Annotated in this window: 27 protein-coding genes; 10 read left to right on the forward strand and 17 right to left on the reverse strand. The window is 60.1% G+C overall.

Going from position 1 to position 24,561, the window contains the following annotated elements; all coding sequences use genetic code 11:
- From ACG873_RS17025 to ACG873_RS17035, 3 genes are read left to right on the forward strand one after another with little or no spacing between them, the layout of a single operon-like run.
- A complete protein-coding gene (locus tag ACG873_RS17025; RefSeq protein ID WP_394893275.1) occupies positions 1–1,272 on the forward strand; it encodes an AMP-binding protein in 1,272 nt (423 codons plus the stop codon).
- Positions 1,272–2,615 carry a DUF6005 family protein gene (locus ACG873_RS17030; protein ID WP_394893276.1) on the forward strand — a complete coding sequence of 448 codons (1,344 nt, stop codon included), beginning with the start codon at positions 1,272–1,274 and terminating at the stop codon, positions 2,613–2,615. Before ACG873_RS17025 ends, ACG873_RS17030 begins: the two co-directional genes overlap by 1 nt.
- A complete protein-coding gene (locus ACG873_RS17035; RefSeq protein ID WP_394893278.1) occupies positions 2,612–3,457 on the forward strand; it encodes a sugar phosphate isomerase/epimerase family protein in 846 nt (281 codons plus the stop codon). Before ACG873_RS17030 ends, ACG873_RS17035 begins: the two co-directional genes overlap by 4 nt.
- 89 nt (positions 3,458–3,546) lie before the next feature.
- On the opposite strand, the gene ACG873_RS17040 is transcribed toward ACG873_RS17035, so the two are convergent.
- The 6 genes from ACG873_RS17040 to ACG873_RS17065 all read right to left on the reverse strand — a co-directional run bounded on the left by ACG873_RS17040 (position 3,547) and on the right by ACG873_RS17065 (position 9,715).
- A complete protein-coding gene (locus tag ACG873_RS17040; protein WP_394893280.1) occupies positions 3,547–5,634 on the reverse strand; it encodes a TonB-dependent receptor domain-containing protein in 2,088 nt (695 codons plus the stop codon).
- Between the two features lie 168 nt (positions 5,635–5,802).
- Entirely contained in the window at positions 5,803–6,561 is a 759-nt protein-coding gene (locus ACG873_RS17045) for an ABC transporter ATP-binding protein (protein ID WP_394893281.1), read from the reverse strand.
- On the reverse strand, positions 6,558–7,529 hold the full coding sequence (locus ACG873_RS17050; RefSeq protein WP_394893283.1) for an iron chelate uptake ABC transporter family permease subunit: 972 nt from the start codon (positions 7,527–7,529) through the stop codon (positions 6,558–6,560). Before ACG873_RS17050 ends, ACG873_RS17045 begins: the two co-directional genes overlap by 4 nt.
- The gene (locus ACG873_RS17055) at positions 7,522–8,502 is read right to left on the reverse strand and encodes an ABC transporter permease (protein ID WP_394893284.1); all 981 of its coding nucleotides are present in this window, start codon (positions 8,500–8,502) and stop codon (positions 7,522–7,524) included. The genes ACG873_RS17050 and ACG873_RS17055 overlap by 8 nt, the downstream gene beginning before the upstream one ends.
- Positions 8,499–9,401: a siderophore ABC transporter substrate-binding protein gene (locus ACG873_RS17060; RefSeq protein ID WP_394893285.1), complete on the reverse strand. Its 903-nt coding sequence runs from the start codon at positions 9,399–9,401 to the stop codon at positions 8,499–8,501. Before ACG873_RS17060 ends, ACG873_RS17055 begins: the two co-directional genes overlap by 4 nt.
- Before the next feature lie 29 nt (positions 9,402–9,430).
- Positions 9,431–9,715: a DUF2218 domain-containing protein gene (locus tag ACG873_RS17065; RefSeq protein ID WP_394893287.1), complete on the reverse strand. Its 285-nt coding sequence runs from the start codon at positions 9,713–9,715 to the stop codon at positions 9,431–9,433.
- 211 nt (positions 9,716–9,926) lie between these two features.
- Between ACG873_RS17065 and ACG873_RS17070 the strand changes: the two genes are divergently transcribed.
- Positions 9,927–11,651, forward strand: a complete 1,725-nt coding sequence (locus ACG873_RS17070) for an ABC transporter ATP-binding protein (protein ID WP_394893288.1) — start codon at positions 9,927–9,929, stop codon at positions 11,649–11,651.
- Positions 11,652–11,963: 312 nt separating this feature from the next.
- Here ACG873_RS17070 and ACG873_RS17075 read toward each other — a convergent pair whose 3' ends face one another.
- Positions 11,964–12,431, reverse strand: coding sequence for a hypothetical protein (locus ACG873_RS17075; protein ID WP_394893290.1), 468 nt, complete (start codon positions 12,429–12,431; stop codon positions 11,964–11,966).
- 19 nt (positions 12,432–12,450) lie between these two features.
- On the opposite strand from ACG873_RS17075, the gene ACG873_RS17080 reads away from it, so the two are divergent.
- Together ACG873_RS17080 and ACG873_RS17085 are read left to right on the forward strand one after the other, a co-directional pair.
- Entirely contained in the window at positions 12,451–12,633 is a 183-nt protein-coding gene (locus ACG873_RS17080) for a hypothetical protein (protein WP_394893571.1), read from the forward strand.
- Positions 12,634–12,798: 165 nt separating this feature from the next.
- On the forward strand, positions 12,799–13,476 hold the full coding sequence (locus ACG873_RS17085) for a DUF2161 domain-containing phosphodiesterase (RefSeq protein WP_394893292.1): 678 nt from the start codon (positions 12,799–12,801) through the stop codon (positions 13,474–13,476).
- Between the two features lie 93 nt (positions 13,477–13,569).
- Here ACG873_RS17085 and ACG873_RS17090 read toward each other — a convergent pair whose 3' ends face one another.
- The 10 genes from ACG873_RS17090 to ACG873_RS17135 form a co-directional block, all read right to left on the reverse strand.
- Complete coding sequence (locus ACG873_RS17090) at positions 13,570–13,914, reverse strand: hypothetical protein (RefSeq protein ID WP_394893294.1); 345 nt, start codon at positions 13,912–13,914, stop codon at positions 13,570–13,572.
- A gap of 607 nt (positions 13,915–14,521) precedes the next feature.
- The gene (locus tag ACG873_RS17095; protein ID WP_394893295.1) at positions 14,522–15,172 is read right to left on the reverse strand and encodes a hypothetical protein; all 651 of its coding nucleotides are present in this window, start codon (positions 15,170–15,172) and stop codon (positions 14,522–14,524) included.
- A 213-nt stretch (positions 15,173–15,385) separates the two neighbouring features.
- Positions 15,386–16,345 carry a lyase gene (locus ACG873_RS17100; RefSeq protein WP_394893296.1) on the reverse strand — a complete coding sequence of 320 codons (960 nt, stop codon included), beginning with the start codon at positions 16,343–16,345 and terminating at the stop codon, positions 15,386–15,388.
- 171 nt (positions 16,346–16,516) lie between these two features.
- Positions 16,517–16,909, reverse strand: coding sequence for a molybdopterin cofactor-binding domain-containing protein (locus tag ACG873_RS17105; RefSeq protein ID WP_394893298.1), 393 nt, complete (start codon positions 16,907–16,909; stop codon positions 16,517–16,519).
- Positions 16,910–17,072: 163 nt separating this feature from the next.
- Entirely contained in the window at positions 17,073–17,312 is a 240-nt protein-coding gene (locus tag ACG873_RS17110) for a DUF6894 family protein (RefSeq protein ID WP_394893300.1), read from the reverse strand.
- Between the two features lie 439 nt (positions 17,313–17,751).
- A complete protein-coding gene (locus tag ACG873_RS17115; RefSeq protein ID WP_394893301.1) occupies positions 17,752–18,342 on the reverse strand; it encodes a DedA family protein in 591 nt (196 codons plus the stop codon).
- Positions 18,339–19,424 carry an MFS transporter gene (locus tag ACG873_RS17120; RefSeq protein WP_394893303.1) on the reverse strand — a complete coding sequence of 362 codons (1,086 nt, stop codon included), beginning with the start codon at positions 19,422–19,424 and terminating at the stop codon, positions 18,339–18,341. The genes ACG873_RS17115 and ACG873_RS17120 overlap by 4 nt, the downstream gene beginning before the upstream one ends.
- A gap of 44 nt (positions 19,425–19,468) precedes the next feature.
- Positions 19,469–20,821, reverse strand: a complete 1,353-nt coding sequence (locus tag ACG873_RS17125; protein WP_394893305.1) for an HdeD family acid-resistance protein — start codon at positions 20,819–20,821, stop codon at positions 19,469–19,471.
- Between the two features lie 73 nt (positions 20,822–20,894).
- The gene (locus ACG873_RS17130; RefSeq protein ID WP_394893307.1) at positions 20,895–21,992 is read right to left on the reverse strand and encodes a transporter substrate-binding domain-containing protein; all 1,098 of its coding nucleotides are present in this window, start codon (positions 21,990–21,992) and stop codon (positions 20,895–20,897) included.
- 29 nt (positions 21,993–22,021) lie between these two features.
- Positions 22,022–22,489 carry a hypothetical protein gene (locus ACG873_RS17135; RefSeq protein WP_394893309.1) on the reverse strand — a complete coding sequence of 156 codons (468 nt, stop codon included), beginning with the start codon at positions 22,487–22,489 and terminating at the stop codon, positions 22,022–22,024.
- A 238-nt stretch (positions 22,490–22,727) separates the two neighbouring features.
- On the opposite strand from ACG873_RS17135, the gene ACG873_RS17140 reads away from it, so the two are divergent.
- From ACG873_RS17140 to ACG873_RS17155, 4 genes are all read left to right on the forward strand, one after another.
- Positions 22,728–22,976 carry a hypothetical protein gene (locus ACG873_RS17140; RefSeq protein ID WP_394893310.1) on the forward strand — a complete coding sequence of 83 codons (249 nt, stop codon included), beginning with the start codon at positions 22,728–22,730 and terminating at the stop codon, positions 22,974–22,976.
- On the forward strand, positions 22,973–23,206 hold the full coding sequence (locus tag ACG873_RS17145) for a hypothetical protein (RefSeq protein ID WP_394893311.1): 234 nt from the start codon (positions 22,973–22,975) through the stop codon (positions 23,204–23,206). The genes ACG873_RS17140 and ACG873_RS17145 overlap by 4 nt, the downstream gene beginning before the upstream one ends.
- A gap of 55 nt (positions 23,207–23,261) precedes the next feature.
- Positions 23,262–23,699, forward strand: a complete 438-nt coding sequence (locus ACG873_RS17150; protein ID WP_394893313.1) for a hypothetical protein — start codon at positions 23,262–23,264, stop codon at positions 23,697–23,699.
- Positions 23,700–23,847: 148 nt separating this feature from the next.
- Positions 23,848–24,075, forward strand: a complete 228-nt coding sequence (locus ACG873_RS17155) for a hypothetical protein (RefSeq protein WP_394893315.1) — start codon at positions 23,848–23,850, stop codon at positions 24,073–24,075.
- The last annotated feature ends 486 nt before the right edge of the window (positions 24,076–24,561 follow it).

Genomic DNA, 24,561 nt, shown 5'->3' on the forward strand with positions numbered 1-24,561 from the left:
ATGATAAGAATCAACGACACCGTCTTCGATCAGGGCTACTTCCGCAACGCTGCGGACCGCATTGCCTCCGACGCGCAGTTCGACAAGCGCGCAGGCGACCGCTTTGCGGTCTGCTTCTCCCAAGCGCAGGACTGGCTGGCTTTCTTCTTTGCCGCGCGCGCTGCCGGAGTTAGCGTCCTGCCGCTGCATCCCTCGACACCCTACGCTGCAGCGCGCCGGCAGGCCGAGACGGCGAAATGCAACTGGCTCTTCTACAACCGGCTGGAAGGCGAACTGATCAGCGGGGAACGCGCAGACGCAACGGGGCAGTTGCTGCAGATGAGTTCCGGCACGACCGGCGAGCCGAAGTGCATCGCCCGTTCGTGGGGCGACATAGACGACGAGATCGAGAGTTACGTGTCGTCGTTCGTCGAGCCGCGGGACATGACACCGCTGATAGCCTGCCCGACCACTCATTCCTACGGCTTGATCTGCGGCATACTGGTGGCGCTGAAGCGCGGCCAAACGCCCGCCATACTGGACACCGGGAACCCCAAATTCCTGCTGCGCACGCTGCGGGAGACAGAACGGCCTAATCTGATTTCGTCGCCTGCTATCCTGCATACGCTTGCCAGGCTTTTGCCGGCCGGCGAACAGATCCACGCAACGATGACATCCGGGACCCTCCTGCCTGAATCCTGGTTCAGGCAGATACGGAACAAGTCCAGACATATGTTCCAGCAATATGGCTGCTCGGAAGCAGGCTGCATCGCGATCAACCCGGACGTGCAGGCCGCAAATGAAGTCGGCTACGTATTGCCGCGGTTTTCGTTGCGCGACGCCGGCACTGATGGCGATCCGAAGGAGATCGTTGTCAAGCGCGGGGACATGGTGGTGGAAACCCGGGATCTCGGCTATCGCCGCGACGACGGCATGCTAGTCTTCCTGTCGCGTCTCGACGACCTCATCAACGTCTCCGGCCTCAACGTCTATCCGAAGGAAGTCGAAGACGTCGTCATGACGTTCGGCGGCATAGGCGACGCCGTCGTGTTCCGCAAGCAAGATGCCTTCGCGGGCGAGCGTGTCGCGCTTCTCTTCAGCGCCGAACATGCGATCGACCGGGCGCAGCTTCGGCAATGGTGCGCCGAGCGGCTTGCGGCACACCAGATGCCAACTGAAATCCTGCAGGTGGAGCGGATTCCGCGCCAAGCAAACGGCAAGATCAGCAGGCGCGACGTGGCCGCCCGCTACGACGTCGGCGAATTCGGAGCTGTGCGGACGGAGGCGGCGTAGTGACCTTCAATCAAGTACTGAGCGCGATCGAGAAGATCCTGCGCGAGAAACTCAATCATCAACATATGGATGCGTTCGCGCCGCAGGCGCGACTGAACGAGGATCTTTATCTCGATTCCGTGCTCATCCTCGAAATCATGCTTGCTCTCGAACTCGACCATGGCGTCGAATTGCCGGAGGTGGTCATCAGCCGTCAGGATCTGGACACTGTCGACGATCTGGCGCGGCTGTTCGTCGAGGCATCCGATTCAGGTCTGACACTGGTGAGGCCTGCCAAGGAGCTGGTCTTCACCCGCGCCGAAAAGGAGGCAGCCGAGCGGGTCGGCGTACATGGGGAGGACTACGTCGACATCAAGGTTCACTGCTTCGTCAGCAGTGTCTGTCATGCGGTGAAGCAAAGGCAGCTCGATCATCGGCCGTTCTTCTTCGGCGTCTGGGATGCGGGCTTCGCCGTCGATAGAAGCTGGCGGCTGGCGTATCACGCGCCTGAAATCAACCACGACTTCTTCCGCGATTGGTTCGAGCGCCTGTACGGCCCAAAGGTCCGCCAATGGTATCGGCCGGACGCCACGAAGGAAGAGAATCTGGCGACGATGCTGGAGCTTCTGGAGCGAAAAAAGGAGAGCGAGTACCTGATGGTCATGCTCGACCTGTTCCATCTGCCCGAGCGCGAGAACAAGTTCAACCAGAACCCGTTCCCGCACTACCTGATGCTGGAGAACACCGACGACCCTGCGGTGTGGATGGTCCTGGACCCGGATTTCCGCTGGGAAGGCAAGATCGAGAAGCAGAAAGTCATCAATGCGATCATGCAGCCGACCGTCGCGGGCGGCTTCATTTTCGACGCCGCCGAAATCAGAATGCCGTCTGCGGTCGATCTGCGCGACTACTTCCTTGCCTGTTTTCACGAGGACGACAATCTTTTGACGCGCGCCACCCGAGAGATCGTCCGTGCGCATGTCGAGGGCCGCGACGGCGTGAAGTTGGGCGAACTGTCGAGCGCCCTGCGCGAGCTGCCAGTCATCTCAATCCGCAAATACGGGCTGGAACATGGCTTTGCCTTCTTCTGGCGATCGCTGCAGCTTTCGAACGCCGAGTTCGACATAATCTGCGACGACGTCGAGGCGCTGATCCAGGAATTCAAGACGCTTCACTACGCCATCATGAAGCTTAGCCAGACAGGCAACGACGCCCTGGCGGCGCGGGTATTCGAAAAGCTCGACGAACTGGACTTGATGGAACGCAACCTCAAGCGCCGCCTCGCTCAAACCTATCGGATGTGGTGCGACACGCGCGGCCTCCTGCACGCCCCGCGTCACGATCTGGAGGAGGCCGTCGCATGAGGCTGTCGCTCTGCACGATAACGTTCCGCCATCACCTGCTGTCGCTGGAGGACATTGCGCGATGGGCGGCGGCGAACGATTTCCAGGGCATCGAGCTCTGGGCGGCGCATGCGCGCAACATGCAGCACATGACCGACCGCAACGCCGAGTGGATGGCGGCATTCGGCCTTTCCGTTCCGATGCTCAGCGACTACCTGCCTCTCGACGAGGACCTGGCGTCGCTGCGTCATGCCACGTCTAACCTCTGCCGTCTGGCCGGCCGCTGGGGCGCTCGCAAAGTGCGCACGTTCGCCGGCAAATCGGCAAGCCGGGACATCTCGCCCGAAGGCCGCTGGCGGCTATCCGCCCGGCTCAAGGATGCCTGCATGATTGCGCAGGATCAGGGCTGCCAGATACTGGTCGAGACGCATCCCGGAACGCTTGCCGATACGCTGTCGTCGACGCAGCGCCTGATCGAGGAGATCGATCATCCGGCGCTCGGGATCAACTTCGACACGTTGCACATCTGGGAAGGCGGCGATGATCCGGTCGCCGCGCATCGCGCCCTCCTGCCGCATATCCGGCACTACCACTTGAAGAATGTGCGCTCGCGCGCCGACCTGGGCGTCTTCGAACCGGCGAACGTCTACGCGGCGGCTGGGAAACGTACAGGCATGACCGCGCTTTTCGACGGTGTCGTGGATTATCTGGAGTTCGTTGATGAACTGTTCGCGCGTGACGACGTCGACGCCTCCCTCGAATGGTTCGGCGGCGACTGCTTCAACATACTCGCCAACGACGCTCGCAACGTGCGTCTTCTCGAGGCTGATCGAGATGCGCCGATCCGCGCCGGTGTAGCGTAAGCCACCGCGTTTCGAGACGAATTCCAAGGCCGGCGCAGGTCACTCCCGCGCCTACCTTTTCGATGTCAGAACTGCGGTGGCGCTCGGGGTCAGAACCGCGCCGTGGCGCTCAGCCGGAACGAGCGGCCGGGATCAAAGTGCGGATCCACGCCGTCGAAGTCCTGTCCGTAGGCCGCGCGATCCGTATAGTTCTCGTCGAAGATGTTGAGAGCGTCGGCGCGCAGCGTGAAGTTCGGCTTCGAAGGCGGCGTCCACTCGAGGTAGGCATTCACCACCTCGTAGCCCGGCAATTCTTTCTTCTCGCTCTCCGGGTCGGTCGGATGCCTCACCAGGGTCCTCTCGGTCTTCAAGGCGATTTCGATGTCGCCACCGACTTCAATGCCCCAATCGTCGAATGTGTATCCGGCGCCGATCATGATGATCTGCCCGAGCGGCGTCGTCAGGTATCGGCCGATCTCGGAATCGGCAGGCACATCGTCGACATCGGCATTGATGTCGGCGTATTTCACGCTGACGAAGCCTGCATCCCAATCATAGCGCCCGCCGATTTCCCAGCCCTCGGTGACGAGGTCGAGCGTGCGGATCGACGTCACTTCCGGGACCGGCGCGCCGCGTCCGAACACCGGCAAGCGTGCGTCGCTGATGTCGGTTCGGAAGACGTTCGCCTCAAAAGTGAAGCCATTGTAAAGGGCCACAAGACCGGCCGTGTAGTTGTTGGAGGTGACCGGTTCCGGACCATCGGCATAGGTCCAGAGTGGATTCTGGATGAAGTTCTCTGCCAGCGGAACGCCGCCCCAGACATGCGAGGTACCGGCCTTGACGGTCAGGAATTCCGGCACAAGGTCATATTCGCCGGAAATGTTGCCGCTCACGCCCGCATTCTTCCAATCCGAATCGTCGACGCCGGTGAACCACTGATGATCGGCGCGGCCGCCAAACGAAATCCGGGTACGGTCGAAAGGCTCCAGGCGGGCCTGGGCATAGGCGCCGATGTTTGTGGCGCGCTCGTCCGTAAAGAACGGCTCCGTCGGGTTGCGATACTCCAAATCGGCCTTGTCGTTGTAGAAATCAAAGCCGGCAGTGACGCTGCCGATGTCGAGCGCAAACCTGTTCTCCACCTTGCCGTTGAAGCTGCTGGTCGCGCCTTCCGTGGGCGAAACAACGTCGAAGAAATACTCAGGTGTGGCGATCTGCGTTCTGCTATAGGCGAGCACGATCTTGGGGTCCCACCAACCTTCCGGCGACGTATCGGTATAGGTAAAGACCGTGTTCTGGCGGTGGAGATCGTAATTCCGCAATTCGGGTTCCCGCCCCGGCCGATTGATATAGACATTGGCGCGATAGGGACGAAGGTCGTCGTCGCGGACCTGCTCGTGGCCGAGTTCGAAGCGATGGCCCTCGACGCTTTCGTAAGCGATCTTGGCGAGCCCGCTGATCAGGTCGGTGCCAGTCCCGGGCATCTCATCGCCGTTTCCGGCGGTGAAGTTGCCGCCGTTGCTATAATTGATGTAACCGAGGTATTCGAACCCGTCCTGCTGGCCGAAGGCGCTCACGCCGGTCGTGTAGGTTTCGCTGTTGGTATCCCATATGCCGGTGACGAAGCCGCCGAAGTTGCGGCCTGGTTCGAGCAGGTCGATAGCGTCCTTAGTCTCGAAGCCGAGGGAGCCGGCCAGCGCGCCTGGACCGGCGTCGGCCGGCGCGACGCCCGCCTGCACCGACGCTGCTTTCAGGAGTGCCGGGTCGAGCAGGTAGGTACCGTTGTGGTGGAAAACCTTGTTGTTCTGTCGCGACCCGTCGACAGTCACCGCCAGATTGTTCTCGTCGATGCCGTTTACGAAGATCTTCTGCGTGCTTGGGATCGCCCCGCCGACGGCGATCTGCGGTTCACCGGAGAATACCTCCCTCAAGTCCTGCGGTTTCTTGCGGTCGATCTCCTGCTGGTCGATGATGATCACATTGGCGCCCGCCGTGGCGTCAGCGCCCGCACCCACGTCTACGATGATGATGGTCTCGAGTTGCGTTGCTCCATTGGGAGCTTGAGCGTCTTCGTTTTCTTCAGTGGAAGTCGTTGTGGCTTCCGCTTCCCGGGTGAGATCCGACTGCGCCAACGCGCCGGTACATAAGAGAGTGGACATCGCGGTGCTGACGGCAAACGCTCGCAGATAATCGGATGACATCAACTTGATTTCCCCTCAACGACGGTGACCCCGGCAGGCGCGAAACACGCGGCCCGGATTGCCTTAACGCATCGGGGCGAACTCGACAATAAAGTTGATAAAAAAATCCAGTTTATGCAAGCTACTGTAACCGTTGTGTTCTTCAGAACACACCAAGCGCCGCGTGCCTCAGATGTGGTGCAGGACCGCCAATCGACCGGCGACCCGTTCGACACACATCGGGAAGCCAAAAATGCTCTCGAGAATGTCCGGCCGGATGATGGCGTTGGTGTCGCCCGATGCGACAACGACGCCGTCCTTCATCGCGGCGATACGGTCGGCGTAGGCGGCTGCGTGATTGATGTCGTGGAGCACGATGAGCACCGTCTTGCCGTGCTCGTCGGCGATATGTCTCAGCGTCCGCATGAGATTCCTTGCATGAAACATGTCGAGGTTGTTCAGCGGTTCGTCGAGAAGGATGTAATCTGTCCCCTGGCAGAAAGTCATGGCGACGAGGGCGCGCTGCCGTTGACCGCCCGACAAGGTGTCGACGAAGCGCAGCGCCAGGTCGCTGAGATCGAACCGTTCGAGGGACGCCGCGATGATTTCACGGTCTTTCGCCGTCAGCCTCCCGCGATGATGCGGGAAACGGCCAAAACCCACCAACTCTACGACGCGCAGGCGGCTTGCGACGCCGGGATCCTGTCGCAGGATGGCCATGGTCTTGGCCAACTGCCGGCTCGGCGTCGTATCGACCGCCAGCCCGTCGACGGTGATGCGGCCGCTTTGCAGGGGCTGCAGGCGGGCGATCAACGACAACAGGCTGGACTTACCGGCGCCATTCGGGCCGACAAGCGCCGTGACCCCGCCCTTCGGCACTTTCAAGCTGACATTGTCCAGGATGCGATTGCCGCCAAGGGCCAGGGAGACGCCTGCAATCTCGATCATCGCCGGCCCCCAAACAGAATGGCGAGGAAAACGATGCCGCCGACGAATTCCACGACGATGCCAAGGCTGCCTTCCCCGCCAAGAGCATGCTGGAGGACTGTCTGGCCGCCCACAAGCACGATGATTGCCGTGAACGCGGCTGCCGGCAGAAGAATTGAATGCCGGCTGGTGCCCACGATGCGTTCGGCGAGCGAAACCACCAGCAGCCCCAGAAAGGCCATCGGGCCGACCAGCGCCGTCGACGCAGAAACGAGCGCAGCGACAATAACCAGGAGCCCGGCAGCCGTGCCGCGCCACGCGACGCCGAGCCCGATGGCTGTGTCGCTGCCCAGCGCGAGCACATCGAGAACATGTCGCGCCCGCCATGCGGTGGCGACACCCGCCACGGTGATCACGCCAGCCAGCAGCAGGAGACCGGGTTCCACTGTATTGAAGCTCGCAAAGACTGCACCTTGCAGCACCGCGAAATCGTTCGGATCCAGCAGCCGCGCCAGCAAGGTCGTCAGCGATCGGAACAGCACGCCCAGCACGACGCCCGTCAGCAACATCAGCGTCAGGTCGAAACGCCGGCGAAGCATCGGCAGGAACAGCATCAGCGCGAGGCACGTCATTGCCGTGAAATTGCCAAGGAAGTGCAGGCGGGGATCCATGCCGGCAAAGCCGAAGCCGGTCAGCGCAAAAACAAGCGCGGTCTGGCAAAAGACGTAGAGCGCATCCAGCCCCATGATCGATGGAGTGATGATACGGTTGGCGCAAACGGTCTGAAACACGACCGTCGAAACCGCCACCGCCACGCCGACCAGCACCATCGCTGCCAATCGGACTGCCCGCAGTTCGATCGCGAAGGCGAGATTGCCGCGCAGGCCAATCGTCATGAACGCCACGCCGACCAGCAATGCGACCGCCGCCATCGCGGCGAGGCGGTGTTCGGGCCGCGCCAGGTCGCGTTGTATCACGGCCTCAGTCATTGCTGCTTCTGCCAAGCAGCAGGACAAGGAAAAGCACCGCTCCCACTACACCGAGGATCGTGCCGACGGGGACCTCGTAGGGGAAGCGGATGAGTCTGCCAAGAATATCGCAGGCAAGCACCAACGCCGCACCACCGCCGGCGACCCACGGCAATGTCTGGCGCAGGTTTTCGCCGGCGAAGCGCGACATGATATTCGGAACGACCAGCCCGACGAAAGGGATTGTCCCGACAACAACAACAGTCAGAGCGGCGATCGCCGAGACGATGACCAGGCCGAGCCGCAGCATGGCGGCGTAATTCAGTCCGAGCCCGATGCTGACGTCCCTACCCAGCGAAAGGATCGTCAGACGGTCGGCCGTCCACCACGCCAGCGCCACCAGAGCACCCGCGACCCACAACAGCTCATAGCGCCCGCGCAGGACGCCTGAGAACTCACCTGTGATCCACACTTCGAGGTATTGCAGGAGATCCAAGTGCCACGCGGCAAAGGTAGCGGCAGATCCGACGATGCCGCCATAGACAAGTCCGAACAGCGGAACGAGAAAGGGCTGCGTTGGCGGCAGCCTATGGGCAAGCATGAGAAAAATGGATGTTCCGGCGAGAGCGGTCGCGGCGGCGCCGAGCGCTTTCCATCCAAGCGAGGCATTTGGCCACAAGAGCGTCACGACCAGTATGCCGAGCGCCGCGGATTGCGCGGTTCCCGCCGTCGACGGCTCGACGAAACGGTTCCGGGCAAGTGTCTGCATCACAAGCCCTGCGATGGCCAATGCGCTGCCGGCCAGAAGCGCGGCCAGAGTACGCGGCAGGCGGCTGATCATGATCAGCTGCACCGCTTCCGGATCGGAACTCAGGCTGCCTATGGCAAGATCGCTGACGCCAACAACCAGACTGGCCACAAAAAGCGCAAGCAAGGTTGCGATGCCGATTGCCTGATAGACGAAGCCCGGACGGCCAATGGATGCAGCCGTCATTGGGTCTGAGCGAACGCGTCCCGGATCGTCTCAAGCACGCGCTTCGTCGACCGGATGCCGCCTGCAGCGATGTAAAAATCGGCTGCCGGCATGTAGACCACCTGCCCTTTCTTCCAGGCCGTGGTTTCGGCAACCAACTCATTGTCGAGCGTCGCCATGGCATTCTGCTCGCCCGAACCGATCGCCGCGGCGCGATCGAGCACGATGAGCCAGTCCGGATTGGCATCACGAAGGAACTCGAAGGAGATCGCCTCACCGTGGGTGGCGGCCTCGACATCCTCGACCGCCGGCGGCAGTTCGAGCGCCGAATGCACCCAGCCGAAGCGGGAATCTTTGCCGTAGGCCGTCACTTTCGGACCGCTCGTCATCACGATCAGCGCCTTGCCCTTGCCCTTGACGGCGGCACGCGTCGACAAGAGCGCATTGTCGAGTTCCAAAGCAAGCGCCTCAGTCTCGGCCTGCCTGCCGACGAGAGCGCCGTAAGCCGTCAGGCGCTGCTTTGCCTGCGCGAACAGGTCATCGCCGTCCATCGTCATGTCGATGGTCTGCGCAATCCGGCTCGCCGCCGCCAGTTGCGGCGAGGAGCGCCCGCCGACAATGATGAGGTCCGGCGCCAGCGCGCTCAGAGCCTCCAGATCGGGCTCGAAAATGGTGCCCACGATTTCCGCGCCACCCTTCAATCCGGCAAGTTCGGGCACATAGAGGTTCTCGGGCAAGCCGGCAATCTTCACGCCGAGGCTGTTCAACGTATCGACTGCCGCAATATCGAAGACGGCGAGCGTTTGCGGCGTCTTGCCGACGGTTACCGGGCCTTTCGCAGTCTCGATCTCGGTTGCGGACGCCTGAACGACGAAAAGAGCCAGCGCCGGCAACGCCAGGACAGGGTTGAGCCATCTCATGAGCATGCTCCGTGTCGAAGACAGGCGCTTCAATCGTGCCACGCCAGCGGCTGGAGATTTTCGCGGAAGGCGAACCGGACGAGATGCGATTCGATGACCTGCTTGGTCTCGGTCAAAGCGCCGGTGTCGGCCGCTTCGACCGTTATATCCAGCTCTTTGAGGCCGGCACTCATGGTAGCCGTGCCGCAGGAAAAACGGAACTGCCCGTGGCCATCACCGTAGGCGACCTCCACCTTGTGCGCGAAATGCTTGCAGAGCTGCTGGAGATATTTGCCCGCATTCGGCGTTTCGCAGCGCGTGGTTGCAGTCAGCATGGAGACCTCATAACATGATATTTGAACTCAAGTTATCCCAAGCTATTCCTTCAGGCAAGTTGGCCTCGATAGGCAGTTGCCTTGGTAGCGATGTTTTCCGGGACGACTCGAATTGAAAGGGTGATACCCGCCCGCAAGAATGCCTGAAGCACCGCCCCTTGCATCGCCATGCTCCTGGCAATCCACACTTTCGAACCAGAAAAGCGTCCCAATGCTTCGTAGATTTTTCTCCTACTACCGTCCCTGGAAGGGTCTGTTCATCCTGGATTTCTGCTGCGCGGTTCTGTCCGGCATGCTGGAACTCGGGTTTCCGATGGCGGTCAAGGTCTTCGTCGATGAATTGCTTCCGACGCAGCAATGGATGCTGATCCTCGCAGCGTCGGCCGGCCTGCTTGCCGTCTATGTGTTGAACACCGGACTGATGGCGGTCGTGGTTTACTGGGGCCATATGCTCGGTATCAACATCGAGACCGAGATGCGCCGGAAGAGCTTCGATCACCTGCAAAAGCTCTCGTTCCGCTTCTATGACAACCACAAGACCGGCCACCTCATTGCCCGGGTCACCAAGGATCTGGAGGAAATCGGCGAGGTCGCCCATCATGGCCCGGAAGACCTGTTCATCGCCATCATGACCTTCATCGGCGCCTTCGCGCTGATGTTCTCGGTCAATGCGCAGCTTGCACTGATAACGGCGGCGATCGTTCCGCTGGTCGCCTGGGTCACAAGCCGCTATGGCGCGCGCATGACTCGCAACTGGCAGGCGCTCTACGGGCGGGTCGGCGATTTCAATGTCCGCATCGAGGAGAGTGTCGGCGGCATGCGGGTGGTGCAGGCGTTCGCTAACGAAGACCACAAGCGCAGTCTCTTCGCGAGGGACAACGCCAGCTACCGCAAGACCAAGCTCGACGCCTATCGCATCATGGCAGCCAGCACGTCGCTGAGCTACATGAGCATGCGGTTGATCCAACTGGTGGTGATGATCGCCGGAAGTTATCTCGTGCTGCGTGGCGAACTTTCCAGTGGCGGCTTCGTCGGCTTCCTGCTCCTGGTCAATGTGTTCTTCCGACCGATCGACAAGATCAATTCGGTGATCGAAACCTATCCGAAAGGCATAGCCGGATTTCGCCGTTATGCGGCCCTCCTCGACACTGAGCCGGACATCGCGGATCGGCCTGGCGCAATCGACGCACCTACGTTCCGGGGTGACATAAGCTATCGTGATGTCACCTTCGGCTACAGCGGCGAACGGCCGGTTTTGAAGAGCATCAATCTTGACATCGCAGCAGGACAGACCATCGCCTTCGTCGGACCGTCCGGCGCGGGCAAGACGACTCTGTGCTCGCTGCTGCCGCGTTTCTACGAGGTCGACAGCGGCGCTATCACGATCGACGGTTTGGATATCCGCGATATGAAGCTGGCCTCGTTGCGCGGCCAGATCGGCATCGTGCAGCAGGACGTGTTCCTGTTTGGAGGCACGATCCGCGAAAACATCGCCTATGGCCGGCTGGACGCGGTGGAAAGCGACATTGTCGAGGCTGCGCGCCGCGCCCGCCTGGACGAACTCATCGCTTCGCTGGCGGAAGGCCTCGACACAATCATCGGCGAGCGTGGCGTAAAACTGTCGGGCGGTCAGAAACAGCGCCTTGCAATCGCACGCATGTTCCTGAAGAATCCGACAATCCTCATCCTGGACGAGGCGACGTCGGCGCTCGACACGCAGACCGAGCGCGAGATCCAGCAGTCGCTGGCAGAGCTTGCGCACGGCCGAACGACACTGGTGATCGCGCATCGGCTGGCGACGATCCGCAACGCCGATCGCATTGTCGTGGTCGACGATACGGGCATCGTCGAACAAGGTCCGCATGATGAACTGGTAGTGCGTGGCGGTGCTTATTCCCGACTAGGCGCGATTCCAGACCAAGGCTTTTCGACTTGAGTGTTACTCGGCCTTGCGGCTGACCGGCAGGAAATCCGCATCGGCTGGCGCGGGCAGCAATAGGACTACTGATCGCGCCGGCCGTTTGCGCTCTGGCTACTCGCACCCAATGACCGCACCTTTCATATACTCTGGGCCGTTTGCCTTACCGGCGCGGTCAACATCACTGGCATGAGCGCATATCGATCGTAGTTAGGGTCGCATTCCTGAGAGATCGCCACGGTATCGCGCTACAGCGGAGCTAAGCGCCGTTGGCGAAATCTCAACGTGGTAATGAAAATTGTCCGCTTACCCGGCGTCTGATGCGGTATCTCACAGCAGTTTGTTCTCCGCAAAGCGTACCATGGTTGAATGCGACACACCCGCCAGCCCTGCCTGCTCACGCATCGTCTTGAGTGCAACATCCTTAGGATTTGCAAGCACAAACCGGGCGGCCGCTCGAAGCTGGCCGGGCAAGAGTTCGAGTTCCGCCGCGAGTTTCTTCAAGATCTGGCCAACGTGGTCCGGATCGTGACCGTATTCGCTGCTTTCCAACCTGTCGGAAATAATCCGTTTGGCTGCATTTCCGCTCGTCACGGCGCAACTCGCAGACACGCCGGGCACAACCTTACGCGGTGATGCCTGGTTTGCAATTTCATGGAGCGGGGCGGGTTTTTCTTTGGCATGGCGTTGATCCGGCAACAACAGCGAAGATGAACCGTCTCGGCATCGAAACCCGATTCGACCTGAGGGAGCAGTCCGTCCCCTTTCGGCAGGCCGCACCGTCACGCTGAAGATCAAATACGCCGATTTCCAGCAGATCTCCCGAAGTCGAAGCGTCGCAACGCCGATTACCGCGCAAGCCGAAATCGAGCATCTTGTTGACGCGCTGCTCGAGCCGATCTTTCCCGTGACCAAAGGCTTTCGCCTGCTCGAGGTGACAATGTCATCGCTAGGCGACGACGCCGTAGAGCATGAACGGCAGCTCAGCCTGGGAATATGACTGGCGCCTCGTCGGGATGAATAGCGGGAATGCGTACGATCCAGCGATCGGTCAGAGCAGCCGCTCGCATCTTCGCGCGAACGCCGCTTCAGCCGCCGCCGTCTGGCGCCGAATGCCGAACATGGTCAACTTGGCAAAGATTGATTCGCCACAACGCAGAGACCCATGCTCGAAACCTCACTCTACAGCCCGGTCAAAGGCTTCCTCGAAGGCTTAGGCTTTGCGGTCAAGGGCGAGATCGGCGGCTGCGATCTGCTGGCGCTGAGCGCCGACTGCCCGCCAATCGTGGTCATCTGCGAACTGAAACTGCAGTTCAATCTCGAATTGATCCTGCAAGGTGTCGACCGGATGGCCGCCAGCGACGAGGTCTGGCTGGCGGCCTGCATGTCGGTACGCGGCAAGGGCCGCGAAACCGACGCAAGGTTCCGTAATCTCTGTCGCCGCCTCGGATTCGGCCTCCTCGGCGTGTCCGCCAACGGCCAGGTACATGTTCTCCTCAGCCCGATGGCAATGGCGCCACGCCGGGATCCGCGACGCCGTTCAAAATTGATAGACGAACATCGCCGCCGGCAGGGCGATCCCGTCGCCGGAGGAGGTTCGCGTGCGCCGATCATGACGGCCTATCGCCAGGAAGCTCTGGCATGCGCCGCCGCCCTGACGCATGGTCCAAAGAGGCCGCGTGATTTGAAGCCCGGCATGCCAAACGCGCCCGAGATCTTGCAGCACAACGTCTATGGCTGGTTTGTTCGCATCGATCGCGGTGTTTACGATCTGACGGCTTCGGGACGCGAAGCACTGCAGCGATGGCCGCAACATCATCAAGCTCTCGCCGCTGTCGACTGAGCTCTGCGTCCCACAAATTCTCATGCTACCAGGGACAAGAACTACGAGTGCATCGCGAAACGACTAACGCCTGTCCTGCGCAAATGCCAAGTCCTATGCGAACAAGCCCACCGCTCGATCATAAAAGTGATCGAGGTCGCAGCGCTTGGCGGTCGTCCGGGCGGCTTGAAGCAATTCCTCGCGACCCGAGGTGCCGCGCCTGTAGGCTGCAATCACTGCCCGGGCGATTATTTCAGCGTCCTCTTTGTCGAGCTCCGCTTCGCCGGACCGCAAAGCTTCCCGGACCACGCCCCTCAAAAGATCCAGTTCAACGGGTGAAAAGACGCCCACATGGGGCGCGAATGTGCTCTCCACCATCTGAATTCCTCCCATCGTCACGATAACAAACACGCGGGAGATTACAACTAAAGTACTAGACGGAGAGCCTTCGAAGGGCATTCGGCATCGCCGGGTCGAATTCCGTTTCGCGAGGAGCTGAATACGCTTTGTCTGCCGTTGATGCGTGTGATTCAGCATCGAAAATTGCGCCCCAGCTAAAAGATGTGAATCGGCGTAGAAGGTTGACCCCGTGCAAAGATTCGGTAACGCCTTGATTTGCTGACATGAAATGGAGATTGGGCGGGGTCAGGATCGGCGCCGACGGTGACCCCCACGCGTCGCGAATTTGCACGCAAAGTCAGGCACTTATTGCTATTTGAGGAGGGGGCAACCTTCGATGCTAATTCACACGCAGCGCCGATCACAGAAATTACCCCGCGCGTTACGGGCGAGCAAGGCCTTAGAGTGTGGGTACCGAGTAGTGTGCCGGAACTCGCATAAGGTCCGTGTCGGATCGCGCGAGTAAGGTATCTCGCACCGAGGCAAGCGCCAGAGAACCGAAGCAGCACGGCCATTGCGGCACCGCTCAACGGTCAAGGCCAACGCAAAGGCGAGCCGCGATCCACATTGGCAAGGTACGGCAAGGGAGCCTCGTGGTGTTCGCATCACGGGGCTCATTCTCGTTGTGTTAAATGGTGACTGCAAGCTGCGCAATTCCATTAGCCAGCTAGAAAAACGACCTGTATATTAGCAAATACTGTTGAACCGGCAGCGACCAGGGTTTCCTCCTTGCTGGTTCACGTTGAGCCGGCGGGACCGGGGACGCCGCCGGCTCTTTTGCATCCTCATAGTAGAAAAGAAAAAAGAGCACCCCGTTTCCGAGGTGCTCTCTTTTCAGAACAACCGCGCGAGAGCGGCTACCATCGAAACCAGCGCAAGGGGCAAGGTGCACCCTATTGGAGTAGCGCTGCAGGAGATGGATCGCGATCATTTCGGCAGCGTCTGCGAACATATGGCCCGACGGATCGGGTCCGCGCAGTTGCGGAACCACCGCGCCCAGAAGCCGCTCGATCAGAGGATCGGACTCGGACAAGGCGTTGGTGATCTCGATCGCATCCGGATTGCCGCGGCCGCATTCGGCGGCCACCCGTCGAAAGAAGCCGCTATCTATATGAAGGTGGATGGTTTCGACCGGCGCGCTGCTTTCGCTCCGCCAGCAGATCTCGGTCGTGGTGCCCGGCGAGGTAACGCCGATCTGGCCCGGACCCGACTTCGCTTTTCGCCATCGTTTGCCATCGCGCACTTCGACCGTGCGCTTACCGCCGGTCATCAACACGATCCATGGGTCGGGCGTACCAGGAATGAACCAGCCGTCCATCCACGCAGGCCCGACGCGCGTGCGCAGAACCAGCGGTCCGCCATAATTGCCCACACTCGACCACATTGATGGGCAAGCCAGATAATTTTCCATGGCAGTCGACGTGGTGGTTTCGGGTATCATCCGGGTCACCGAACTCGAAGCGCTTTGCATACAACGCGGCGCGACGGTTGGCGGTTCAATTGTGCGCGAGCCGGCGCACCCTCGTTCGCTTCAGTTACTACTACTTTCGGTCTTGATCACGACGAGGCGGTCTGTGCCGGACTCCGCGCCCCATACCTCGCCGGAGCGCCCATTGAGCTGGCGTACGTCAGTGCTGTCGCGGTCGGACGGGAAGCTCGCGAAGGTTTCCGTTTCCGGGTCGAAGCGGACGATGGCGTTGGCGCTGAAATCGGTGAGCCACACCTTGTCTTTTTCGTCCACATAGACGGCGTAAGCCTGGGGCCCGTCTCCGGGCAGCTTCCAGCTCCGCCAATCGTTCGCTGCCGGATCGAAGACGCTGACCTGGCCGGCATTCCATTCGCTGACCCAGATGCGACCTTTGGAATCCGACCAGACGCGGCGGGCGCCCTGATCAGCGGTGGGCGGGTCGATCGGGGAAGCCTCGCCGGTCGAAAGATCGATCCGGGCGATGTGGTTGCCGGCGAGCGAGGCATAGTAGATCTCGCCGGACGGCGTGGTCGTGATCCCGTAAGGGCCGCGACCGCGCGGCGCATCCCAAACGTCGACCTTGCCACTCGCCGGATCAAGCCTGCCGTAAATGCCGTTCTGGCCGGTGAACCAGAGCCTCCCCTCCTTGTCGAAGGAACCGGTGTTGAGGTTCGCGTAGTCGTCCCCATCGGGCAGCGGAAAGGCCTTCACCGCCTCCGTCTCGAGATCGACGCGCACGATGGCGTTGAGGCCGCCGTCGGTGACCCGGGCGGCGCCGTCGGGGCCGACGATCACGCCGTGCGGCGCCGAGCCGTCGCCGAGGGTGACATGCTCGACCGCGCCTGTCTCGGGATCGAGCCGCCCAAGCGCGCCTTGCCCCTGGGCGGTGTACCATACGGACCCATCGGGCGCGGGGGCCACATCATGCGGGCCGGCGCCCTCCGGAACGGGATAATAGCGGACCTCCTCCGAGGCAGCACGCGCGACCGCCGAGCAGAGCAGCGCGGCAAAGTGCCGATGCAACCGTACGAAACATGGCGAACTCCTCACATCGCGAGTTTCAATAGCCCCGTTATCCATTTTCGCGCGGAGACGACTGGGTCTCAACGCACTTAGTGATTCGAGAAATAGTGCAGCAAATCGAAAGTTCGAACCATGCTTTTTGCGGTTTCCACGAGTGCCGGCGATGGCCGATCAGGGAGCCATGCTGGACATCGCTGCGAGAAGCCGATCCACTGTTATCGGGAAGCTTCGCACCCGCGCGCCGGCGGCATTGTAGACGGCGTTCGCCACGGCGGCGCCCGAGCCGCAGATGCCGAGTTCGCCGAGCCCTTTGCTCCCTAACGGGTTCGCCTTGTCGTCGTAGCCGTCGAGGTACAAGGCTTCGATATCCGGCACGTCGGCGTGCGCCATCACGTGGTACTGCGCGAGGTCGGATTGCATGAACGCGCCATGGCGCGGATCGAGCTCCGAGCCCTCGAGCAGCGCCGACCCGACGCCCCAGAGCATGCCGCCGAGCAGCGAGCGGGCGAGCTTCGCGTTCAGGACGCGGCCGACATCGAAGATGGTGCGGCGGCTATCCGACAAGGCGACGCGCCAATTCTTCCAATGTCGCGCTGGCTTGGCTTGCTGCCGCGGTTCCTTCTCATTGCGCGACCGTGCGCGTCTTCACCCAAGACACCTTCGGGTGACGGACGGCGACTGGACCGTGCCGACATGCTCCCGCCCCAATCGTCGAACAGCCGCGCCCTCAAAACCGGAAGGGTACGACTTCAAGCGTTAGAACGGCCATTATCAAGGGTTGGTGGTTCCCGTCGCTAACCTCGACCGAAACGCAACAGCGGCTGCCGGTAGGGGTAATTCCCTTCACATAGTCTTCCAGTGACGCGAACGCGTCGTCACGGGCGGCAACAAGGCCGTCTAGTTCCGTCCCTTCGTCGTCAGGGTAGAACTGGTCATCGTTGCGCATGTCAAAATAGAAGCGCTTCATGACGGCAAAACGGCCACGGAATCAAAGTGTTCCGTGTCCAGTTTCGGACCCAGCCAGTCAAAACAAAACGAGCCCGGCAGGACGGTGAGGGGGACGGCCCCGCCCGGACTCGATTCACCCGTCCTGTGGAAAACGGGTTGCCCGTTAACGGGTGGAGGAATTGTTGGTTCCGTACAATTCTCGACCGCAATCCTGTCGGGTTCGTCAAATATATAATCGCCTTTTGTGACGGTCCGCGCCTGTCATTTCGAGCCGTCACGCCAGGCAACTATCAGATGCGCCTATAGCTCCTGTTCCCGGAAGCCCTCGCCCGGCAGCTCCCAGTGCGGGCATTTTCCACTCTACGTGCCTTGGTCCGCAGTGGCCGGCAGGGATCATGCTAACAGCACACTTTCGCAATCGTGCCGCCACGCTTGCCCCAATACGCTTTTGCGGCAGCTTAACTCTCCGTCTGTGTTTGAAGATGCACGCTGAATCTATGGATGGCGTACGACCCTGCGCCCGCAATGATTACGCCGAGCCCCAGGCCGAACAGGAGGCGCTCATGCTTGGCAAGCTCCGCGCCAATGAGGTGTTCGGCACCTAGGCCGAAGACATATCCGATGCCGATGAAAAGGAGCGCCCATACCAGCGCGGCGAGGGCATTGAGGACCAGGAATTTCGGCAGGCCGATGTCAGAAAGCCCCGCTACAACGCCGCCGATCAGCCGAAAGCCGTAAACATAGCGATTGAGCAGCACATAGGGCGCGGGATGTGCCTGCACCATCCGGCATGCATAGGCGAAAGCTGGTTTCTGGTGGAGCTTGCGGACAAAAGAGCTGCCCGAGAAATGTTTTCCGGCCAGGAAAAATAGCGTGTCGCCCAAAAAGGACCCGACGAAGGCTGCCGCGAAGGCCTGTTCCACTTCGAACACCCCCTGATGCGCAAAGAACCCACCGAGAATGGCGGTGCTTTCGCCTTCGGCAATGCAGCCCAGGAAGACGGCAATCAGCCCGAACCTCTCAATGAGATAATGAATCGCGTCGATCATTGATGTCGATCTCTGTGCGAACCGGCAAACAACGCGAATCCGCCGCAGGTGATCGCCGCGAAGATAGGCAGACCATGCGGCGAGCTCTCCATCGAAATTCCGCCGATCAGCGGTCCCAGGAGCGCGCCGATACCCCAGGCGACGGAGAGCAATGCATAGATGCAGAGCAATTCATTGTCCTGATAGTCGTCGCCGAGCATCGTAACCGTCGTCGTATAGATGCCGACAAACGTCCCTCCCCACAGGAAAAGCAGAGGATAGGCAAACCACGCATGAGAGAAGGCAAAAGGCCACAGCAGCGCTCCAAACGCGGATATGGCGGCAAGAACAATCAGCAGCCGCCGGCGTTCCAGTCGATCGCCAAGCCAGCCGATTGGCAATTGCAGCAGGATCGCGCCGATTAGGAGGACGGTGAGGAGAAGTGTCGCCGAATGTTCCGGCCATCCGAGGCCCATGGCATAAAGAGGCAGCAGACTCAGACCGGCCGCTTCCAATGCGGCATTCAGCGCTGAAGAGGCAACCGCCACGGGCACCAGCTTGAGATACCGGAACGGATTGCCGGTATCCTCTCGGGCGGGAATGGTTGCCTGCGGCCTGCCAAGGATCAGGATCACGCAGGCGGCAAGTGCGATTGCGGCACCGATAAAGAAAGCGAGAGATTGCTCGCGTCCGACCAGGGCCAGGATGGCTGGTCCGATCGCAGTACCGCAGGAAAGCGCGGTCACATAGACGGCAATCATCCGTCCCCGGCTCTTCTCACCGGCGATCTGGTTGAGCCAGGTTTCAGAAACGACAAACAGCGTCTCCGACGCCGCGCCAAGAGCGGCCCGCAAGGGAAACCAGAGCCACAAAAACGGCGCCAGGGGAAACAGCGCGAACAACCCACCTGATGCTACCAGAGCCCCCTTCGCCAGCCGGGCGAATCCAAGCTGCTGCGAAAGACGGGGAAGGTAGGGGGCCGCCAGAAGCACGCCAATGGCGTACATTGCGCTGTTAGCCCCGATAAGGCTTTCGGAATAGCCCGCTTCGGCCAGTTCCAGTGCAATCAGCGGCGCGCTGAGGCCATAGGTCAGCCCGAACATTGCAGCAGTGAAGATGACAACCGCCGACGTGCGAACATGCCCGTTCATTCAGGCGCTCCGTTGCGCTCATCGCGCTCGGCTAAATGGGCGAGCTTGCGGCTAATGCTGAGTGCGTCGGAAAGCCTACTTCTCCAGCGGCGGTCGCTGTGTTCGACGACACTGCGCAGAAGGCGCGCATAGTCCAGAACGAGCCCCGGAGTCCATGTCAAGGCCTCAGCCCGGCCGCGTACGAGCCGTAACAGCCAGAATTGAGGGTTGCTGATGATCTTGAACAGATCCCGCCAGATATGATCGCGGTACGATGCGCCCTCCAAAGCCGCATCGAGCGCCTGGATGACCGTGGTCGAGCAGTTACGGGCGGTGAGATTGTAGGTCGTATCCTGCGAATAAACTGCCCAGAAGCTCCGCAGAGCTTCCGGATTGAACCGGCGGAACATCACCTGCTGGTCCGGATCGCACCAGTCGCCCGACTCCTGTGCGAGAGATACGTTGAACCGCCCAGCTACATCATTGTCGTGTCCCGCCGAGAGAATGGCCCGGAAGTCGTCAGGGCTATGGTCGATGTCGTCGAATGGATAATGGCTGATGTACAGGTCCGGCGGCATCTCGAGCGCGGAATGGCCGGTAGAGATCACGCCTTTTTTGTCGACTGCCGCTACATATCGGTCGATCAGAAGCCTGCGCTCCGGGTCCTTGATCGAACCGACAGCCGTCCAGACATAGACATTGAGGACCTCGTCCCCCTTGGCCCAGACATCGTCGTTCGTGGGAAGGACCGGAAGGGCCACGTGACCTTGCCAGTTGCGGGCTGCATAAAGCGGCAGCGAAGTGACCGAGCCGCCTTCCGGCAATTGTCGCAGGGGAAGCGCCATACGCACAAGTGCATAGCCGGACGTCAACAGAAGGAGCGCAAAGCAAAACGGAACTGTCAGCCGGTGCGGGACTGGCCAAGACATCAAGATACCGATGGCCAGGCTGACCTCGATCAGGCCCGCGACAATTCCGACCCGCCAGCGGGGACTGTGCAGTACCAAAGCGGATGCGATCCGAAGGAGCCCGTCAACCAGGAAGGCAGCGCCGAACACGATTGCCGCGCCGATATTGTTGTCCCAAGGGACGTTGAAGACCAGAAATGCTGCTAACAGAAAGGCAGCACCGCGCAGGGCATCAATCCAGTGCTGGCGAAACCCAACGGATATGGCCGCGGCAATCTCCACCAGCCCCTCGACCACCAGGAATACCGCCAGCGTATCCAATACGACCGAGAGCACGCCATCGCTCAGGTCGAACAGTATGGCGATGCCTAGAAGCATCCAGATAATGCCTGCCGCTGTCAGGACCTGCCAGACAGGTTTAAGCGCACGCGCTCCAAGAAGAAGAAAAACGAGCCGGATCATGACGATTTCGGTTTCTTGAATGTGCTAATGCTTCGATTTCCTTGCGGAGTGACGTTTCTCATGCCGGCGCCATTCATGTGGCGCTTCCGAAATACCGGTTGCGCAGTTCTTCGACGGTCCCGTCTTCGATCAATTGGAGGATCTGCAAAGTGACGGCTCGCGTGAGTTCGCTGTTATGAGGGAAGGCAAAACCGTATTTGTCCGGGTGGAAGATATTGCCGACGACCGCGACATTCTCTTGCGGTTTACTATGGGCGAAATGCTCCAGGATGGGAGCATCGCCGACGATCGCATCGATATCTCCCGAATGTATGGCTGCGGCTGCCGCATCGACATCCGGATAGGACCGTGAAGCGATGCCGAGCTCCGTAACGAAGTCCTCGGCAACGCTTCCTGTGAATACGCCCACGGTCTTGCCCGGCAGATCTGCGAGCGAGTGGATTCCTCTTTCAATCGAGACCGTCGTCATGACGCTTGTCACCGATGAGGTGATGTAGGCAATCACGCCGACGCCAACGACCAACCAGATGGCCTGCCAGAGGCGGCCCATCCAGCCGAACAGGTTTTTCCGCGCGCCGGCTTTGCCAGCGGCCGCAATCGAGATGACGTGATGAAAACTCTCAGCTATCCCTTCGCGCCAACGCTTCGGGAAATCCGCGTCGAATTTCCGGTCAAACAGCGTGAACCCGATCGTTGCCGCGACGATGACCGCCAAAAGCCAGCCATAGGCACGCAGATGGCCGGCATCGTTCAAACCCGATACGACGCTCCAGAAACCGGCTGAACCCTCATCGGGCACAAGGATGCGCAAGCCGGCATCATACCATGGCTGCGTAAAGGAAATTGTCTCGGCGCGATCGCGCGTGATGGTCAGGTTGGTGACAGCGGCATCGATCTCGCCATTGCGGGTTGCATCGACGAGTTCGCGGAACGTGCGAAATACCACATAGCGCGTCGCCAAATCCAGATTGCCCGCGACGACTTCCCACAGATCGATCGCCATACCGTCATAGCTATTGTTTTCGGCAACAACGAAGGGCGGACTGACATAGACGCCGACATTGATAGCTCGGGTTGGCGTTTCGCGCTCGATTTGTGCGAAGGCGACCTGCGTCATGAGTATACAGAAAAAGACGCCCGCCGATGCTGCGACCCTCAAGGCTGATCGCATGCGCAGACCTCGCATCTGAAAACCTCAGTTTAGGTGTCCGAATTGATGGTGATGATCTTTACAGCCTGCTTCTCGCAGTCGTGGTCGAGGCAAATTCCATCGATCCAGATCTCACCGTCCCCGATCATAATGCCTTGGTCATTTGCAAATAGGGCGGCATAGGTTTGCTTCTCGACTGCCATGACGATTTTTTCGGAAAAGATATGATCGTAATGCGCCACAAAGTCCTTACCCGATTTGATCTTCACGTCCTTGCCGCCGATGGAAACAGTGATCGGATAGTCAACCATCGCTGCGACCGCCTTCCTGTCACCGGCAGAAACGGCCTTCTTCAGGTCGGTAAAGAACGCGTGATAGACCGCGTGCTGCCCGAATAATTCATCAAGTTGTGAATTCATTTCTTTGTCAGATTTCGCCATCGCTGGAAGTATAAAAGTCGCTAATCCTAAAATAGCTGTGGCAGCCAGCCAAATCATTGCCTTGTTTTTGGTGATCATGATCAGTTGTCCTTCTCGCAGTTACACAACATCTGGGAAATCTCAGCTGATTAGCGATTCCTAATTTAAAGTTTAATCAACTATCTCGATCTAATCTTGCCTCATGCGGCACTTCTATGCAACCTTTCCGCGAGCTGAATCGTTGCGTCAGCCTTGAAGACCGGATCATGAAGGATTTTGTGCGGCCGACATGAGCAGGGACGGCCGCCTGCCATAGCCTTCGGATGGAGGGACAAATATGCCGGATGTGATGGGACTGGTTGGTGATTTGCTCGCCGCAATCGTCGTTGTGGCAACCCTGTCGGCTCTTCTTCTATGGCCCTGGAATACCACCGTGTCGGACGTTTTCAGCCTGCAGGCGATCACGTTCTGGCAGGCGCACAAGCTGCTCTTGATCGCCGGGATCTTGTTCGGGCCACCATCGGCTATCGGCTACACATCTGACAGACAATCCACGGCCGTCAGCCAGTCGGAGAATGAATCATGAAATTCATTGTCCATGCGGCCCTGGCCGCTGCTTTGCTGGCAATCGCTGGCTGCACCACCGATGACTACGATGGCTGTCACGGGACAGGCTGCTTGGTGGATAGGCCGGACGTCACTGACGACAGGCCGCAATTCGACAAGGACGGCAATCCGAACTTCGATACGCATGGCAACTACCAAGGATGCCGCGGCATCGGCTGCGAGGTCGATACACCGGACGATGATGGTTAATCGGGCGATGACGATTCCGATTAACGGACCCTGCAGCGAAGAGGAAGGGAAGCCAATGATGTCTGATTTCAGCTACCTGGCCCGGCGACACGCCAAAATCGTTATGATCGGCCTCACGGGGCTGGGAATGACGCTGGCCTCCGCTTTCGCCGCTGATAACGCCTGTGACGGCGTAAAGGTCGAAGTGACGACGGCGCGCAAGCAGGAATATGCCGCTCTCGTCGCCTCGGCGATGGGACACAAGTTCAAGCCCGCTCAGGCGAAATTCATCACGATTATGGAGAGCGGCGACTGGAGCGCCGCCTACGTCTCCACGCCCGTGAGCGATGACGGTGTGATGTTCTTCCAGACAGTCAGCGGAAAGAAGCAGTTTCGCGACGTATGGGGCGGCTATGCCGAACCGTCGGAAAAACCTGAACTGGTGTCCTGGGCGAAGAAGCTCGGAGCGCCGCAAAATCTTGCAGCCTGTTTTGCCGAGGCAGTGACGGAATGACGATGATGCTTTCTGAAGGTTGCCGATGTCTCGCTGCCGGTTGCGGAACTACTGACCAGGGCCTCGAAGCAACCGGCCCACGGCCAACAAACGGTCTGCATTGTGCTCGTGCCACTAGTGGCGCAGGACCGGAAGCAGGGAAATAAGCATGCGAGCACATCTCAGGACGAACGGATTTCTGGCGACGACCACCGCCATGACAACGGGGATCTTGCCGACGCTGTCGCTTGGCGTTGGGCTCTTCGCATTTTCGACCGGGGAAACGCTGGCTGACGATCCGGTCTCGATTCCGCTTGAATACCTCAAAGACCAGGATGGAGTTGCCAATCGCCTGGGCATCTGGGCCAAGATCAACAATGGCAAGGCTCAGCGATGACGGCCTTCAAAGGTTGTCGCCAGTCCTTGTTTGCTACGCGATAAGCTGGTGGCACAACAGCGAACCGTGCGAACAGTCAGCTTTCCACCCGGTCCAGGACGTCCAGCCCTACCCGGACAAATGACCGCCTCGGGTCATCAATGCTGGTTCGCGCCAACGTCCGCTATCGGGCAGAGAATCGGCTGAATGAAGGTCTTCTCAGGGTCAGATATTCGCGTTCGATTCCAACCAGACGAGGCCTGAGTGGTCGAGCAGGGTGTCATTCAACCAGCGCGCAGCAGGCAGGCCCTGAACCCAATCGGTAGGTGGCGTTCGAACACGACCGCCTTCAACGTTTGGTGGTGATGCCTCGGATGCCAAGGAGCGGCTTTGCGCTTCCGCAGACTAAATCGCAGACTAATTCTTCTCGTTAGTCTGCGGCGTCCTGCTAAGTCGTTGAAATTATGGCGCGCCCGAAGAGATCCGAACTCCTGACCCCCAGATTCC

This window comes from Allomesorhizobium aridi, from assembly GCF_043769475.1.
Classification (GTDB): Bacteria; Pseudomonadota; Alphaproteobacteria; order Rhizobiales; family Rhizobiaceae; genus Allomesorhizobium.